The sequence below is a fragment of the Burkholderia reimsis genome, from assembly GCF_003294055.1.
Lineage (GTDB): Bacteria > Pseudomonadota > Gammaproteobacteria > Burkholderiales > Burkholderiaceae > Burkholderia > Burkholderia cepacia.
In genome coordinates, this window is record NZ_QMFZ01000034.1 from 54,682 (window position 1) to 69,863 (window position 15,182).

Below are 15,182 nucleotides of genomic sequence, written 5' to 3' on the forward strand. Positions count from 1 at the left end.
GAAGTGCAGGTTTTTCATCCTGACCTGAACATGATGCATCCCGATCTGCGCCGTCTCGACCTGAACCTGCTGCTCGTGTTCGACGCGCTGTACCGCCACCGGTCCGTCGCCGCGGCCGCGCACGAGCTCGCATTGAGCCCGTCCGCGCTGAGCCACGCGCTCGCGCGGCTGCGCGACGCGATCGGCGATGCCCTGTTCGTGCGCCTCGGCAACGAGATGCAGCCGACCGTACGCGCCGACGACATCGCCACCTGGGCCGGCGACGCGCTCGACGCGATGTCGAAGGGGCTTGCCCGCGCGCGCCGCTTCGATCCCGCGCAAAGCGACCGCACGTTCGTGTTCGCGGCGACCGACTACACGGCCTTCGCCGTGCTGCCGGCGTTTCTCGCGCGCATCCAGCATGTCGCGCCGCGGTTGCGGATCCGCATCGTGCATTCCGACCGGAAGATTTCCGTCGACGAACTCGCGGCCGGCCGCATCGATTTCGCGCTCGGCTACCACGAGGAATCGGCGGCCGACGCGCCGGGCATCGAGGACTTCGACTGGTTCTCCGACGACTACGTCGTCATCGCGAGCGCCGCGCATCCGGACATCCGCCGGCGGCTCACGCTCGACCAGTACCTGGCGGCACGCCACGTGGTCGTCACGCCGTGGAACGAGTCGCGCGGCGTCGTCGACCACGTGCTCGACCGGCTCGGCCTCGCGCGGCAAGTCGCCGTACAGTTGCCGACCGTACTGGCCGCACCGTTCGTGATTGCGGAATCCGCGCTGCTGATGACCGTGCCGAACCGCGCCGCGCAGGCGCTGCGGCACGCGGCGCCGATCCGCATCTTTCCGGCGCCGTTCGAGATCCCGCGCTACACCGTGAAGGTCTACTCGCACGCGAAGCACGCGCGCACCGATGCGCATCGCTGGATTCGCACGCAGTTGCTCGAAGCGAGGCCGGAGCCTGCCTGACCGGCGCGCGCCGGCGCACCGCGTCGCGCGTCGCCGTGCCAGCGCGACGGGCACGGGCCGGCGACGTCCGGTGGCCGCCCATTCATTACGAAATACTTACTAATTTCTCCTGTCTGGCGCATACGCCCGCGCCCCCTGCAACGTCAATAGTGGCAATCCTTGATCCCTGTTTGCGAAAGCCGTGTCTCCCTTGTGGGACAAGGGTTTTCCGTTAATTGCAAACCCTCGGCGCACCTGTTGCCCACCGTGTTGCATGGCAATTTGGCGACAGGTGTTAGTCAAACAACGATTTCCATCGCCACAAAATTGTATTTTTGCTAAATTAGTAACCAAAGTAGCAAAACGAAGTTCGTGAAATGTAGTTTAGCTTCACGACACTACAAGGAGACCCCGCAGGCCGACCCGGCTGCGCGGGACCGCTCAACGGTTTTCCGTCCGCTTGCCCGCGTGCTGCGCTTACCGGCCCTGCACGAGGTCTCCCTGGTTATCCCGCTTTTGCCCGGCGCTCGCGCTCCGGGCATCTCGTGCAGTCTGGGTTGACTTTTTGACAGGGTATGGAGGAGATGATGAAGAAAGCTTTGGTCGCGGCCGCGCTGATGGCTGCTGGGGTGGTGACGGCGCACGCGCAGAGCAGCGTCACGCTGTATGGTCGCCTGGATGCCGGCCTCGAGTACCTGAACGGCCTGCAAAACGGCCACCAGGTGCGCGCGGAAAGCGGCGACTGGGGCACCAGCCTGTGGGGCTTGAAGGGCACCGAAGACATCGGCGGCGGCAACAAGATCCTGTTCCACCTCGAAGGCGCGTTCAATACGATGACGGGCGGCTTCAGCGGCTCGATCTGGGATCGTTTCGCGACCGTCGGTATCTCGAACGACCGTTACGGTACGCTGCTGCTGGGTCGTGAACTCGCGATCGCCAACGGCGTGTGGGACTTCGACCCGTTCGGCCAGTCGGCCTGGTCGACTGCCTCGCTGGTGCGCGGCCGCAACTGGAACAAGACCAGCAACAACGTGTCGTACCAGTCGCCGCAGTTCTACGGCCTCGACTTCTACGGCCAGTTCTCGTTCTCGAACTCGACCAGCTTCAACGGCAACACGACGGCCGGCCAACCGGGCCGTGCAGCCGGCGCACAGGTCACCTATACGAATTCGCTGTTCCAGTTGCGCGGCATCTACGACGAAACGCGCGACAGCAACGGCCGCTTCTCGGACGTGTTCAACTACTCGCGTGAATACTTCGCGGGCGTGAACGTGTTCCTCGGCCAGTTCAAGGTTCAGGCCGCTTACCAGGCCTCGCGCGCGGACGGCAGCGGCGGCCCGGCGGTGAACGCCGGCGTGACGGGCACCCAGCAGGTCTGGGGCGGCGTGACGTGGCAGGCAACGCCGGCAGCGGCGCTGATCGCGGCCGTGTATCACGTGAACGCGAACCACGGCGGCGGCAACGCGAACATCTACACGGTCGGCGGCTCGTACAACATCTCGAAGCGCACGCTGTTCGACCTGCAGGTCGCGACGGTGCGCAACAGCAAGAACGCCAACTTCGGCCTGAACGCGAACGGCGCCGGTACGGCCGTGTCGACGGGCAACCCGAATCCGGGCGGCAGCCAGACCGGCGTCTACGCCGGCATCCAGCACCTGTTCTGATCAGGCGCCGTCAAAGAACGATTCGACAACACTTTCCACGCTGCTGCGAGAGGCGCGTATCGGTGCGGTACCCAATCGGGTATCGCACCGTTTTTTATTGGCGGGGCCTGAAACGGCCCGCTGACGAATACGGCGCTCAGACGGCCGCTTCGTTCTCTTCGCCGGTGCGGATGCGGATCACGCGCTCGACATCCGACACGAAGATCTTGCCGTCGCCGATCTTGCCGGTGCGCGCCGCGCCGATCACGGCGTCGATCACCTGGTCGACCTGCGCTTCCGCGACGACGACCTCGATCTTCATCTTCGGCAGGAAGTCGACGACGTATTCCGCGCCGCGATACAGCTCGGTATGCCCCTTCTGGCGGCCGAAGCCCTTCACTTCCGTCACGGTCAGGCCCGTGAGACCCACTTCGGCGAGCGCTTCGCGGACTTCGTCCAGCTTGAACGGCTTGATGATGGCAGTGATGCGTTTCATGGTGGTTGTCCCCCAATGCTCGTTTGGATGAAAAATCGCGACCCCGATTGTAAGCCTGCGAGCCGCATGCGGCCCAGCACGGCTCAGTCGAGGCGTTCGGTAAAACGTGACGTGATCGGGTAGCGCCAGTCGCGCCCGAATGCGCGATGCGTGACGCGAATGCCGATCGGCGCCTGGCGGCGCTTGTATTCGTTGATCTTGATGAGCCGCGTCACGCGTTCGACGTCCGCCTGCGCATAACCGGCCGCGACGATCTCGGCGAGCGGCCGATCTTCTTCCATGTACATCCGCATGATCGCGTCGAGTACGTCGTAAGGCGGCAGGCTGTCCTGGTCGGTCTGGTTCTCGCGCAGCTCGGCCGACGGCGCACGCGTGAGGATCCGCTCGGGGATCACGTCGCGCAGGGCATAGTCGGCCGTTTCGTTGCGATAACGGCAGAGCCGGTACACGAGCGTCTTCGCGATGTCCTTGATCACCGCGAAGCCGCCGGCCATGTCGCCGTACAGCGTGCAGTAGCCGACCGCCATCTCGCTCTTGTTGCCGGTCGTCAGCACGATCGAGCCGAACTTGTTCGACAGCGCCATCAGCAGCGTGCCGCGGATACGCGCCTGGATGTTCTCTTCCGTCGCGTCTTCCGCGCGGCCCGCGAACTCGCCCGCGAGCGCCGCGCGAAATGCATCGAACATCGGCGCGATCGCGATCTCGTCGTAGCGCACGCCGACGCGCCGCGCCATCTCCGCCGCGTCGGTGGTCGAGATGTCGGCCGTGAAGCGCGACGGCATCATCACCGCGCGCACGCGCCCGGGCCCGAGCGCATCGCATGCGACCGCGAGCACCAGCGCCGAATCGACACCGCCCGACAGCCCGATCAGCACGCCCGGAAAGCCGTTCTTGCCGATGTAATCGCGCACGCCGGTCACGAGCGCGCGGTACACCTGCGCGTCGGTCGACAGCTCGGGCGCGATCGCGCCGGGCAGCGGCCGCGCGCCGTCGAATTCGACGATCGCGTGCCCTTCGTCGAACTGCGGCATCCTCGCGACGAGCGCGCCCTGCGCGTCGAGCACGAACGAACCGCCGTCGAATACGAGTTCGTCCTGGCCGCCGACGAGGTTCACGTACACCATCGGCAGCCCGGTTTCGCGAATCCGCGCGCGCAGGATGTCGACGCGCACCGCTTCCTTGTTCATGTGGTACGGCGAGCCGTTCGGGATCAGCAGCACCTGCGCGCCGGCCGCCTTGGCGATCTGCGCGGCCGATGCATGCCACGCATCCTCGCAGATGATCACGCCGTACTTCACGCCGTTCAGCTCGAACACGAGCGGCTCGGCGTCCGTCGCGAAGTAGCGCTTCTCGTCGAACACCTCGGTGTTGGGGAGGTCCTGCTTGCGGTAGGTGCCGACGATTTCGCCGCCGACGATCAGCGATACCGCGTTGTAGGTATCGGTGGGCGGCACACCGCGCTCGATCGGGCGGTTTGCATTACCATCGACGGCTGGCGCATGCGGATCGCCGCACGGCGCGCCCGCGCCGCGCAACGGATGGCCGACCAGCACCGCGAGCCCGTCGAACGCCTTCAAGGCGCCGGCGAGCGCGTCGAGCGCGGCCGCTGCCGCCGCGTAGAACGCCGGACGCAGCAGCAGGTCTTCCGGCGGATAGCCGGACAGCGCAAGTTCGGGTGCGATCATCAGCTGCGCACCATCGTTGTGCGCGGCGCGCGCGGCCGCGACGATCCGCGCGACGTTGCCGGCGAAATCGCCAACGGTGACGTTGATCTGGGCGAGAGCGAGTCGGGTCTTCATGGCGGGATCGGCGCAGCCCGGCGGCGCGCCCTGAACGGCTGACGAAATCGTCCCGGTGCGGGCCCGCGCAGGCCCTCGCATCCGGCGACACAGAATGGTACGGATTCACGCTTGAAACACGAACGCATCGATTATCGCACGGGCATCCTGTCGTCCCCCGCGGAGGTGCCGGCCGACGAATGGAACGCGCTGCTCGCCCGCGACGCGCAGCCGACGCCCTTCCTGCGCCACGAATTCCTCGACGCGCTGCACGTCGCGCGCTGCGCGGTCGACGACACCGGCTGGTCGCCGCATTTCGTCACGCTGACCGACGAGCGCACCGGGCGCCTCGCGGCCGCCGCGCCCGTCTACGCGAAGCAGCATTCGTACGGCGAATACGTGTTCGACTGGGCCTGGGCCGATGCGTACCAGCGCAACGACCTGCCCTACTACCCGAAGCTGCTGTGCGCGGTGCCGTTCACGCCCGTCCAGGGCACGCGCCTGCTCGCGGCCGACGACGATGCGCGCCGCCGGCTCGCGGCCACGCTGCTCGCATTCGCCGAGCAGAGCGACGTGTCGTCGCTGCACGTGCTGTTCCCGACCGGCGACGAAGCGGCGCTCCTCGAATCGATGGGCATGATGCTGCGCGAAGGCGTGCAGTTCCACTGGATCAACGACGGCTACCGCCACTTCGACGATTTCCTCGGCACGCTCGAGCAGAAGAGGCGCAAGAACATCCGCGCGGAGCGGCGCAAGGTGCACGAGGCGGGCGTGACGTTCCGGCGGCTGACCGGCGACCGGATCACCGACGCCGACTGGCGCTTCTTCTCGCGCTGCTACCGGCAGACCTATCGCGAACACTATTCGAGCCCGTACCTGAACCTCGACTTCTTCCGCACGATCGGTGCGACGATGCCCGAGAACCTGCTGCTCGTGATCGCGGAAGCCGGCGGCCAGCCGATCGCGAGCGCACTCGCCGTCTACCGGCGCGGCGAGAACGGCGGCGGCACGCTGTACGGCCGCTACTGGGGCGCGGTCGAGCACGTGCCGTGCCTGCATTTCGAAACGGCCTACTACCAGCTGCTCGAGTTCTGCATCGAGGCCGGGCTCGACACGTTCGAAGGCGGCGCGCAGGGCGAACACAAGCTCGCGCGCGGCTTCCTGCCGACCGTCACGCACTCCGCGCACTGGCTCGCGCACCCGGCATTCTCGGACGCCGTCGCGCGCTTTCTCGAACGCGAGACCGAGCACATCCACGCGTACGTCGACGAATTGCGCGAACACGATCCGTTCCGGCGCGGTGGCGGGTAACGGCTGCGCGCCGGAAGCCGCCGGAACGTGGCAGTACGTGCCGGCACGCGACGAGACCACGACCGGCCTCGCCGCGTGCCGCGTGGCCGCCCGGCTCAGTGCGCGGCGAGCGTCACCGTCGTCGACTGCGCCTGCGGGTCACGCGACGAAGCCGCCGCCGACAGCCCGTAGCTGCCCGCGGCGATCCGCCACGCATGCGCATTCGCATCCCACACCGCGAAGCGCTGCGCCGGCACCGCAACGCTGACGGTACGCGCCTCGCCCGGCTGCAGCGCGACCTTGGTCCAGCCGACGAGGCGCTTCGGCGGTTCACCGAGCGACGCGGGCAGTGCCGCGTAGATCTGCACCGTCTGCGCACCGGCCCGCGCGCCGGTGTTCGTCACCGTCACGCCGACCGTCACGTTGCCTGCCGCATCGGCCCGCGCGGACAGCGCCGACAACGCATACGTCGTGTACGACAGCCCGTAGCCGAACGGGAACAGCGGCTCGATCGCCTTCGCGTCGAACCAGCGATAGCCGTACGCGAGCCCTTCCGCGTAGACGGTCTGCGTGCGCGACGGATCGATCGCCGGCTGCGGCAGGTCGGCCTCCTGCTTCGGGAACGTCAGCGGCAGCCGGCCCGACGGGTTCGCATCGCCGAACAGCAGATCGGCGATCGCCTGGCCGCCCTGCGCGCCGGGATACCACGCTTCGAGCACGCCATGCACGTTCGCGAGCCACGGCATCAGCACGGGGCTGCCGTTCTCGAGCACGACGATCACGCGCTTCGCCTTCGCCGCGACCGCCGCAATCAGCGCGTTCTGGTCGTATTGCTGGTTGTACGGATCGGCCTTCGCATCGGGCAGCGACAGGCTCGCGAGGTCGAGCCCTTCCGTCTGCCACTGCGTTGCGAACACGATCGCGACATCGGCCTGCGCGGCCGCGCTCGCCGCGGCATTCGCGTCGGTTCCGTCGAGGTAGCTGACCGCCGCGTTCGGCGCCTTCGCGCGAATCGCCGCGAGCGGCGCGGACTTGTACCACGTCGCACAGCCGCCGAACAGCGTGTCGGCGGGTTGCTGGCAGGTCGTCACCGCATTGCCGTCGATCGCCGGCACCGCGCCAGAGCCGCCGCCCGACAGCACGCCCGCGTCCGCATGCCCGCCGATCACGACGACCGACTTCAGCGCGCCGGCCGCCAGCGGCAGCACGGGCTGCGCATCGCCGGGCGCGGCCGCGTTCTTCAGCAGCACCGCGGATTGCCGCGCGATCGCGAGCGCATCGGCGTTGCCGGCCGCTTCGTCGATCGCGCCGCCCGGCTTCGGCGGTGCATCCATCACGCCGATGCGGATCAGCGTGCGCAGCTTGCGCTGCACCATGTCGTTCAGCCGCGCGGCCGACACGCTGCCGGCCTGCAGCGCCGCACGCAGCTTCGTGTTGAAGAACGAGCCGAGCGGCGCGTTGTTGTCGTCCGCCGCGCCCGGCTCCTCCTCGTCGAGCCCCGCCTGCACGGCCGCGACCGTCGAATGCGTCGCGCCCCAGTCGGACTGCACGACGCCCTTGAAGCCCCATTCGTTCTTCAGCACCGTGGTCAGCAGATACGGGTTCTCGCACGCATACACGCCGTTCAGCTTGTTGTACGAGCACATCACGTTGCCCGGCTGGCCGTCCTTCACGCCGATCTCGAACGCGAGCAGTTCGGCCTCGCGCATGGTTCGCTCGTCGACGACCGAATCGATCGTCATCCGGTTGGTTTCCTGGTCGTTGAACGCGAAATGCTTGATCGTCGCGATCACCTTCTGCGCCTGCGTCGCCTGCGTGCGCGCGGCGCTCAGCGTGCCCGCGAGCACCGGATCCTCGCCCATGTATTCGAACGTGCGGCCGTTGCGCGGCTCGCGCGCAAGGTTCACGCCGCCGCCGAGCCCTTCCGCGAACCCGAGCGCACGCAGTTCGAGCGCGATGCGCGTGCCGTAGGTGCCGGCGAGCGCCGGGTCCCACGTCGCCGCGAGCGCGACCGGCGCGGGCAGCGCGGTCACGCGCGCGTTCTTCACGTTCACGCCGCCCGCCGAATCGGCACTGCTCACGGCCGGAATGCCGAGCCGCGGCACGCCCGGGATGTAGCTCGCGCCGTTCAGCGCGTCGGCCGGAAACGGGCCGCCCAGGCTGAGCGCCGGCATGCCGGTGCCATGCACGAGCTGCAGCTTTTCGTCGGTCGTCAGTTGCGCGACGAGCGCGGCCGCGCGCTGGTCGGCTGCGGCATCGGGGTCGGCCGGCGCGGCCGGCCCCGCGTGGATGTCGTCGCCGCCGCACGACGCGAGCAGCACCGTGAGCGCGCACGCGGACGCAATCGTCGAACACCGGAACAGCGAAGTTTTCATTGATCCTCCTGAATCGATCTGTTGTACTTGTCGCCACACTCCAGCGTCCGAGTCTAAAAATCGACCGGTCACCACGCTTGACCGGCAGGAGCATGCGTTGACCTCTCGCAGCGGGGACAAACCCGAACGGCATGACGAAGGGGGACAGACATGGAGTTGCAACAGAAGTCGGTATCCGTGCGGATCTACCGCTGGCTGTGCGAAGACGCGCGCGCGAACGGCATCGATCTCGCGCCGTTGTATGACACGCTCGGCATCGGCCCGGCCGAACTCGCCGACGACACGCGCCGCATCGCGGGCGACCGGCACGTCGCCGCGATGCGGCTCACGAACGAATGGCCGCTGTCGTGGCATCGGCCGCCGCCGCAGGTCATGCCGTGGCTCGTCCCGTTTCCGGAGCTCGCGGGCATCACGTGCAACGCGGCGACGCTGCGCGACGCGCTGCACGACTACCTGCGCTATCGCGAGCTGATCGGCAACGTCGACTGGGTGTTCGCGCACGAGAACGGCGACGCGATCGCGCTCGAATACGTGAACGAAGGCGACGGCCGGCACGCGGGCAGCGCGTTCGCGAACCTCGCGATCCTCGCCGCGCTCGCCCGCCTGTACGATCCGCACGTGCGCGTCGACGAAGCCGCCTTCGCCGGCCGCGCGTTCGCACCCACCGCCGCGCTGCGCGACATGCTCGGCGCACCGGTGTCGTTCGATGCCGCGCACAACCGCATCGTGCTGCGTTCCGCGCACTTCGACACGCCGTTCGAACGCTACAACGCGCCGCTCGCCGGCATCCAGCGTCATGCGGCCGACGCCGCGCGCGAGCGTGTACGCGTGCGCTCGACATTCGGCTCGTCGGTCGAGCAATGCGTGCGCGACTGGCTGCGTACCGCCGACGAAGCCGATGTACCGACCGACACACTGATGCAGCACGTGTGCACGCGCTTCGCGATGTCGCGCTGGACGCTGCGCCGGCGGCTGCATCGCGAGGCGGTCGGCTTTCATGCGCTCGTCGCGCAGGCGCGGCTCGGCGAGGCGCGCGACCTGCTGCTGAATACGCAACTGCCGATCGGCGAGATCGGCGTGCGCGTCGGCTTCCGTTCGACGAGCGCGTTCACGCGCTTCTTCACGCGCGAACTCGGCGCGGCACCGAGCCGTTTTCGCGACGGGCACGGTGATCGATGGCGTTGACGCGCGCCTTTTCTGAGACACTGGCGGCTTCGCATCCCGCCGCCCTGCCATGTCCTGGTTTCTGTACCTGATCGAATGCGCCGACGACAGCGTCTACACGGGCATCACGACCGATGTCGCCGCGCGCTTCGACGAGCACGCGTCCGGCAAGGGCGCGCGCTACACGCGCTCGCGCAAGCCGCGCGCGGTGCTCGCGTCGTTCCCGCTGCCCGACCGGTCGATCGCATCGCGTGCCGAGTACTGGGTGAAGCGGCTCACGGCCGCGCAGAAACGCGAACTGGCGGCCGGGATCCGGACGCTCGAGTCGATGTTGCCGGCCGGGATGTCGATCGACGGGAACGTCGATGCGGCCGGGTTGAAGGCCGAACTGAAGGCCGGTAAGCGCGGGCGGAAGAAGGCAAAGGCGCAGTCGGCCGACATCGCGACGCAGACCGCTGAAACGGACAAGCCCGTCAAGAAAGCCGCGAAAGCCGGGAATGACGGGAACGCGTCCACGCCCGCAAAAACCGTGAAGCGCGGACAAGCCACGCAGGCGCCCAAGACGACCAAGGCCACGCCCGCCACGAAGCGTGCAAAGACCGACGACGCGGCCGAACTGAAAAAGGGCTCGCCTCGCGGCAAGTCGGCCACGAAAGCCACGAAAGCCACATCGAAGCAGAAAGCGCCGGCAGCCGGCGGCAAGTCCGTGGCAAAACCACGCACCGACGTTGCTTCCGCGCCGGCGCGCAGCCGTGCATCGGCAACAAGGACCACCACCGACACGGTCGAAACCCCGGCGAATCCCGTCACCGCCATCCGCCGCGCCACACGCGCGAATCGTGCGAGAAGCGCATCGAACGCCACCGCCCTGCCTGCGCCGGCCCCCGCGCGCCCCCGAAAGAAGGCCACCCCGGGCGCCGGCCCGCGCACAAAACAAAACCGCGCGGCCTCCTGACGAGACACGCGCGGTTTGCGTTCCGAACGAACCGGCCGAGAGGCCGGCCAGACGGCTTACTTCTTGTAGTTCGCTGCGCCGTCGGCGATTTCCTTGTGCGCGGCTTCGATGCCGGCCCAGCCTTCGACCTTCACCCACTTGCCCTTCTCGAGCGCCTTGTATTGCTCGAAGAAGTGCTTGATCTGGTCCTTCAGGTACTCGGGCACGTCGTCGATCGACTTCAGGTTGGCCGTCATCGGGCAGACCTTGTCGTGCGGCACCGCGACCAGCTTCGCGTCGACGCCCGACTCGTCGGTCATCTGCAGCATGCCGAGCACGCGCGAACGCACGATCGAGCCGGCCAGCAGCGGGAACGGCGTGATCACCAGCACGTCGACCGGATCGCCGTCGCCCGACAGCGTCTGCGGGATGTAGCCGTAGTTCACCGGATAACGCATGCCCGTGCCGATGAAACGGTCGACGACGAGGAGGCCCAGTTCCTTGTCCGCCTCGTACTTCACCGGGTCGCTTTGCGCGGGAATCTCGATGATCACGTTGAAATCTTGCGGCAGGTCCTTGCCGGCCGGAACATGGTTGAAGCTCATGAGCACTCTCTGTAGGTCGATGGGAATTCGGGACAGGGCGCCGCGACCGATGCATCGCCGCAGGCGTCCCCCAACGGAATGCGCCATTATAGCCAATCGACCGGTGGCGTCCGGATGACGATCGGCGCGATAATCGTTCCCGATGTCCGGCCGTCGAACCACCGGCCGCGTTGCATGGAACCGGCGTCGGCGCCAGAGCACCGTCGGCGGTCGACGCGAAGACAGGAGCACGCATGGAAGAGGCGAAGCACTTCATCGCAGGCGAATGGACGTTGCCTGCGCAACTGGAAACCATCGCGGTCGTCGATCCGTCCGACGGCCAGCCGTTCGCAGCCATTGCCCGCGGCACGGCGCCCGACATCGAGCGCGCGGTCGCCGCGGCCCGCGACGCGTTCGCGGGCCCATGGGGCGCCAAAAGCGCCGCCGAGCGCGGCCGCGTGCTGATGCGGCTGTCGGCGCGCGTGGCCGATTCCCTCGAGGAACTCGCCACGATCGAGGCACGCGACACCGGCAAGCCGCTCAAGCAGGCACGCGCGGATGCCGCCGCGCTCGCGCGCTACTTCGAGTTCTACGCGGGCGCGGCCGACAAGCTGCACGGCGAAACCCTTCCCTACCAAGCCGGCTACACCGTGCTGACGGTGCGCGAGCCGCACGGCGTCACGGGCCACATCGTGCCGTGGAACTACCCGATGCAGATTTTCGGGCGCAGCGTCGGCGCCGCGCTCGCGGCCGGCAACGCATGCGTCGTCAAGCCGGCCGAGGATGCATGCCTGTCGTTGCTGCGCGTGGCCGAGCTGGCCGCCGAGGCCGGGCTGCCGGCCGGCGCGCTCAACATCGTCACCGGCTACGGCCATGAGGCCGGCGCCGCGCTCGCGCGCCATCCCGGCATCGACCACATCTCGTTCACGGGCTCCCCCGCTACCGGCAAGCTGGTCACGCAGATGGCGGCCGAGAACCACGTACCCGTCACGCTCGAACTCGGCGGCAAGTCGCCGCAGATCGTGTTCGCCGATGCCGACCTCGACGCGGCGCTGCCCGTGCTCGTGTCGGCGATCGTGCAGAACGGCGGGCAGACCTGCTCGGCCGGCAGCCGCGTGCTGATCGAGCGCGCGGTGTACGAGCCGCTCGTCGAGCGGCTCGCCACCGCGTTCAACGGGCTGCGCGTCGGCCCGAGCCGCGCCGACCTCGACTGCGGCCCGCTGATCAACGCGAAGCAGCAGCAGCGCGTGTGGGATTTCCTGTCCGACGCGCAGCACGACGGCATTCCGATGGCCGCGCATGGGCAGGTCGTCGCCGAGGCACCCGAAAGCGGCTTCTACCAGGCACCCGCGCTGTTGCGCGACGTGCCGCCGTCGCACCGGCTCGCGCAGGAGGAAGTGTTCGGCCCCGTGCTCGCCGCGATGCGTTTCGTCGACGAAGACGAAGCCGTCGCGCTGGCGAACGGCACGCCGTACGGCCTCGTCGCGGGCATCTGGACGCGCGACGGCGCACGCCAGATGCGTATCGCGCGGCGCCTGCGGGCGGGCCAGGTGTTCATCAACAACTATGGCGCGGGCGGCGGCGTCGAGCTGCCGTTCGGCGGTGTCGGCCATTCGGGGCATGGCCGCGAGAAAGGCTTCGAGGCACTGTACGGCTTCACCGCGCTGAAAACGATCGCGATCCGGCACGGCTGAACACGCGGCAAGCAGGACGCGGCATGCGGCCGGCAGCACGCGGCCGCATGCCGAAGCACGACGACACTAGATCCAGCACAGGAGACACACCATGCGGTTGAGCGGCAAGACGGCAATCGTCACGGGCGGCGGCTCGGGGTTCGGCGAAGGCATCGCGAAGACGTATGCGCGCGAAGGCGCGAACGTCGTCGTCAACGACCTGAACGGCGCGGCGGCCGAGCGTGTCGCGAGCGAGATCGCGCTCGCGGGCGGCAAGGCAATCGCGGTGGCCGGCGACGTGTCGCGGCAGGACGACTGGCACGCGCTGCTGCAGGCGACGCTCGACGATTTCCACGCGGTGCAGATCGTCGTGAACAACGCGGGCACCACGCACCGCAACAAGCCGGTGCTCGACGTGTCGGAAGCCGAATTCGACCGCGTGTACGCGGTCAACATGAAAAGCCTGTTCTGGTGCGTGCAGACCTTCGTTCCGTACTTCCGCGAGCGGGGCGGCGGCGTGTTCGTGAACGTCGCGTCGACGGCCGGCGTGCGGCCGCGGCCGGGCCTCGTCTGGTACAACAGCACGAAGGGCGCGATGATCACCGCGAGCAAGTCGCTAGCGGCCGAACTCGGCGCCGACCGCATCCGCGTGAACTGCATCAACCCCGTGCTCGGCGAAACCGCGTTGATGACGGAATTCATGGGCTGCGAGGATACCCCCGAGAACCGCAGCCGCTTCCTCGCGACGATCCCGCTCGGCCGCTTCTCGACGCCGCAGGACATCGCGAACGCGGCGCTGTACCTGGCATCCGACGAGGCCGAGTTCATCACGGGCGTCTGTCTCGAAGTCGACGGCGGGCGCTGCATCTAGCCGTATCCCCCTTGCCGCAGCGTGCCGCGGCCGGCAATCGCCGCGGCACACGCGCATGGCTTCGCACGACTCCGGACAGGCACCGCTACGCCTTCTCCGGCCAATGACAAGGACAGGAGACAACATGGCAACATCGACGCAGTCGCTGCCGGGCTCGTCCGGCGCATTCGAGGAAGCAACCTATCGCAAGGTGTCGTGGCGGCTCGTGCCGCTCCTGCTGCTGTGCTACGTGGTCGCGTATCTCGACCGCGTGAACGTCGGCTTCGCGAAGCTGCAGATGGCGAGCGACCTGAATCTCAGCGACACCGTCTACGGGCTCGGCGCCGGGATCTTCTTCTTCGGTTATTTCCTCTTCGAAGTGCCGAGCAACATCATCCTGCACAAGGTCGGCGCGCGCGTGTGGATCGCCCGCATCATGGCGACGTGGGGCGTGATCTCGATCCTGACGATGTTCGTCACGACACCCGCGATGTTCTACGTGATGCGCTTCCTGCTCGGCGTCGCCGAGGCCGGCTTCTTCCCCGGCGTGATCCTCTACCTCACCTACTGGTATCCCGCGCATCGTCGCGGCCGGATGACGACGTTCTTCATGACGGCGGTCGCGTTGTCCGGCGTGATCGGCGGGCCGATCTCGGGCTTCATCCTGAAGGCGTTCGACGGCGTGAGCGGCTGGCACGGCTGGCAATGGCTGTTCCTGCTCGAAGGCATCCCGTCGGTGCTCGCCGGCGTGCTCGTGTTCTTCTCGCTCGACGAGCGGATCTCGAAGGCGAAGTGGCTGACCGACGAGGAAAAGGCGCTGCTCACCCGCAACGTCGACGCGGAGGAAGCGACCAAGGAAGACCTGCCGCTCGGCACCGTGATGTCGAGCCCGCGTGTGTGGCTGATGGCGATGATCTATTTCTCGTTCGTGATGGGGCTCTACGGCGTCGGCTTCTGGCTGCCGACGATCATCAAGGCCACTGGCGTGACCGACACGTTCATGATCGGCCTGCTGTCGGCGATTCCGTATGCGGCCGCGGTGGTCGCGATGATCCTGATCGCGCGCAGCGCGGACCGGCACCGCGAACGCCGCTGGCACGTCGCGATTCCGGCCGCGATCGGCGCGCTCGGGCTCGTGCTGTCGGTGGTCTGGGCACACCAGACCGCGCTCGCGATGCTCGGCCTCACGCTCGCGACGATCGGCATCCTGACCACGCTGCCGCTGTTCTGGAGCCTGCCGACCGCGTTCCTCGGCGGCACGGCGGCGGCGGCCGGCATCGCGATGATCAACTCGATCGGCAACCTCGCCGGCTTCCTGAGCCCGTACCTGATGGGCTGGCTCAAGCAGGCGACGGGCGCCAACGATTCGGGCATGTACATGCTCGCCGGGTTCCTCGTGCTCGGCGGGCTGCTCGCGCTGTCGGTGCCGAAGTGGCTGGTCGACAAATGACGCGGGGCG

At 67.9% G+C, this 15,182-nt stretch carries 12 protein-coding genes; 8 read left to right on the plus strand and 4 right to left on the minus strand.

Annotated features, from left to right (window positions below; genetic code table 11):
* Positions 1 to 30 precede the first annotated feature (30 nt).
* On the plus strand, positions 31 to 957 hold the full coding sequence (locus tag DPV79_RS31135) for a LysR family transcriptional regulator (RefSeq protein ID WP_059676490.1): 927 nt from the start codon (positions 31 to 33) through the stop codon (positions 955 to 957).
* Between the two features lie 563 nt (positions 958 to 1,520).
* Positions 1,521 to 2,600 (plus strand): porin, encoded by a 1,080-nt coding sequence (locus DPV79_RS31140; protein WP_021158488.1) that lies wholly within the window; start codon positions 1,521 to 1,523, stop codon positions 2,598 to 2,600.
* A gap of 136 nt (positions 2,601 to 2,736) precedes the next feature.
* Here DPV79_RS31140 and DPV79_RS31145 read toward each other — a convergent pair whose 3' ends face one another.
* Positions 2,737 to 3,075 (minus strand): P-II family nitrogen regulator, encoded by a 339-nt coding sequence (locus DPV79_RS31145; protein WP_006398637.1) that lies wholly within the window; start codon positions 3,073 to 3,075, stop codon positions 2,737 to 2,739.
* Positions 3,076 to 3,158: 83 nt separating this feature from the next.
* On the minus strand, positions 3,159 to 4,874 hold the full coding sequence (locus DPV79_RS31150) for an NAD+ synthase (RefSeq protein WP_059496626.1): 1,716 nt from the start codon (positions 4,872 to 4,874) through the stop codon (positions 3,159 to 3,161).
* Between the two features lie 111 nt (positions 4,875 to 4,985).
* Between DPV79_RS31150 and DPV79_RS31155 the strand changes: the two genes are divergently transcribed.
* Positions 4,986 to 6,164 (plus strand): GNAT family N-acetyltransferase, encoded by a 1,179-nt coding sequence (locus DPV79_RS31155; protein WP_113047262.1) that lies wholly within the window; start codon positions 4,986 to 4,988, stop codon positions 6,162 to 6,164.
* Positions 6,165 to 6,259: 95 nt separating this feature from the next.
* Here DPV79_RS31155 and DPV79_RS31160 read toward each other — a convergent pair whose 3' ends face one another.
* Positions 6,260 to 8,518: a glycoside hydrolase family 3 C-terminal domain-containing protein gene (locus DPV79_RS31160; RefSeq protein ID WP_060218473.1), complete on the minus strand. Its 2,259-nt coding sequence runs from the start codon at positions 8,516 to 8,518 to the stop codon at positions 6,260 to 6,262.
* Between the two features lie 150 nt (positions 8,519 to 8,668).
* On the opposite strand from DPV79_RS31160, the gene DPV79_RS31165 reads away from it, so the two are divergent.
* Together DPV79_RS31165 and DPV79_RS31170 are read left to right on the plus strand one after the other, a co-directional pair.
* Positions 8,669 to 9,703, plus strand: coding sequence for a helix-turn-helix transcriptional regulator (locus DPV79_RS31165; RefSeq protein WP_113047263.1), 1,035 nt, complete (start codon positions 8,669 to 8,671; stop codon positions 9,701 to 9,703).
* 49 nt (positions 9,704 to 9,752) lie between these two features.
* A complete protein-coding gene (locus DPV79_RS31170) occupies positions 9,753 to 10,637 on the plus strand; it encodes a GIY-YIG nuclease family protein (protein WP_113047264.1) in 885 nt (294 codons plus the stop codon).
* A gap of 56 nt (positions 10,638 to 10,693) precedes the next feature.
* Here DPV79_RS31170 and ppa read toward each other — a convergent pair whose 3' ends face one another.
* Entirely contained in the window at positions 10,694 to 11,221 is a 528-nt protein-coding gene (ppa, locus tag DPV79_RS31175; protein WP_027786751.1) for an inorganic diphosphatase, read from the minus strand.
* 233 nt (positions 11,222 to 11,454) lie between these two features.
* Here ppa and DPV79_RS31180 point away from each other — a divergent pair, with 233 nt between their 5' ends.
* The 3 genes from DPV79_RS31180 to DPV79_RS31190 all read left to right on the plus strand — a co-directional run bounded on the left by DPV79_RS31180 (position 11,455) and on the right by DPV79_RS31190 (position 15,173).
* Complete coding sequence (locus tag DPV79_RS31180; protein WP_021158433.1) at positions 11,455 to 12,894, plus strand: aldehyde dehydrogenase family protein; 1,440 nt, start codon at positions 11,455 to 11,457, stop codon at positions 12,892 to 12,894.
* 91 nt (positions 12,895 to 12,985) lie between these two features.
* The gene (locus DPV79_RS31185) at positions 12,986 to 13,744 is read left to right on the plus strand and encodes an SDR family oxidoreductase (RefSeq protein WP_027786749.1); all 759 of its coding nucleotides are present in this window, start codon (positions 12,986 to 12,988) and stop codon (positions 13,742 to 13,744) included.
* A gap of 124 nt (positions 13,745 to 13,868) precedes the next feature.
* On the plus strand, positions 13,869 to 15,173 hold the full coding sequence (locus DPV79_RS31190) for an MFS transporter (RefSeq protein ID WP_113047265.1): 1,305 nt from the start codon (positions 13,869 to 13,871) through the stop codon (positions 15,171 to 15,173).
* Positions 15,174 to 15,182: the final 9 nt, after the last annotated feature.

What these genes read in the sequence shown, in the direction of transcription:
- DPV79_RS31145 (WP_006398637.1), bottom strand. Translation starts at nt 3,075, where the DNA reads ATGAAACGCATCACTGCCATCATCAAGCCGTTCAAGCTGGACGAAGTC.
- DPV79_RS31170 (WP_113047264.1), top strand. Translation starts at nt 9,753, where the DNA reads ATGTCCTGGTTTCTGTACCTGATCGAATGCGCCGACGACAGCGTCTAC.
- DPV79_RS31135 (WP_059676490.1), top strand. Translation starts at nt 31, where the DNA reads ATGATGCATCCCGATCTGCGCCGTCTCGACCTGAACCTGCTGCTCGTG.
- DPV79_RS31180 (WP_021158433.1), top strand. Translation starts at nt 11,455, where the DNA reads ATGGAAGAGGCGAAGCACTTCATCGCAGGCGAATGGACGTTGCCTGCG.
- DPV79_RS31185 (WP_027786749.1), top strand. Translation starts at nt 12,986, where the DNA reads ATGCGGTTGAGCGGCAAGACGGCAATCGTCACGGGCGGCGGCTCGGGG.
- ppa (WP_027786751.1), bottom strand. Translation starts at nt 11,221, where the DNA reads ATGAGCTTCAACCATGTTCCGGCCGGCAAGGACCTGCCGCAAGATTTC.
- DPV79_RS31190 (WP_113047265.1), top strand. Translation starts at nt 13,869, where the DNA reads ATGGCAACATCGACGCAGTCGCTGCCGGGCTCGTCCGGCGCATTCGAG.
- DPV79_RS31160 (WP_060218473.1), bottom strand. Translation starts at nt 8,518, where the DNA reads ATGAAAACTTCGCTGTTCCGGTGTTCGACGATTGCGTCCGCGTGCGCG.
- DPV79_RS31140 (WP_021158488.1), top strand. Translation starts at nt 1,521, where the DNA reads ATGATGAAGAAAGCTTTGGTCGCGGCCGCGCTGATGGCTGCTGGGGTG.
- DPV79_RS31150 (WP_059496626.1), bottom strand. Translation starts at nt 4,874, where the DNA reads ATGAAGACCCGACTCGCTCTCGCCCAGATCAACGTCACCGTTGGCGAT.
- DPV79_RS31165 (WP_113047263.1), top strand. Translation starts at nt 8,669, where the DNA reads ATGGAGTTGCAACAGAAGTCGGTATCCGTGCGGATCTACCGCTGGCTG.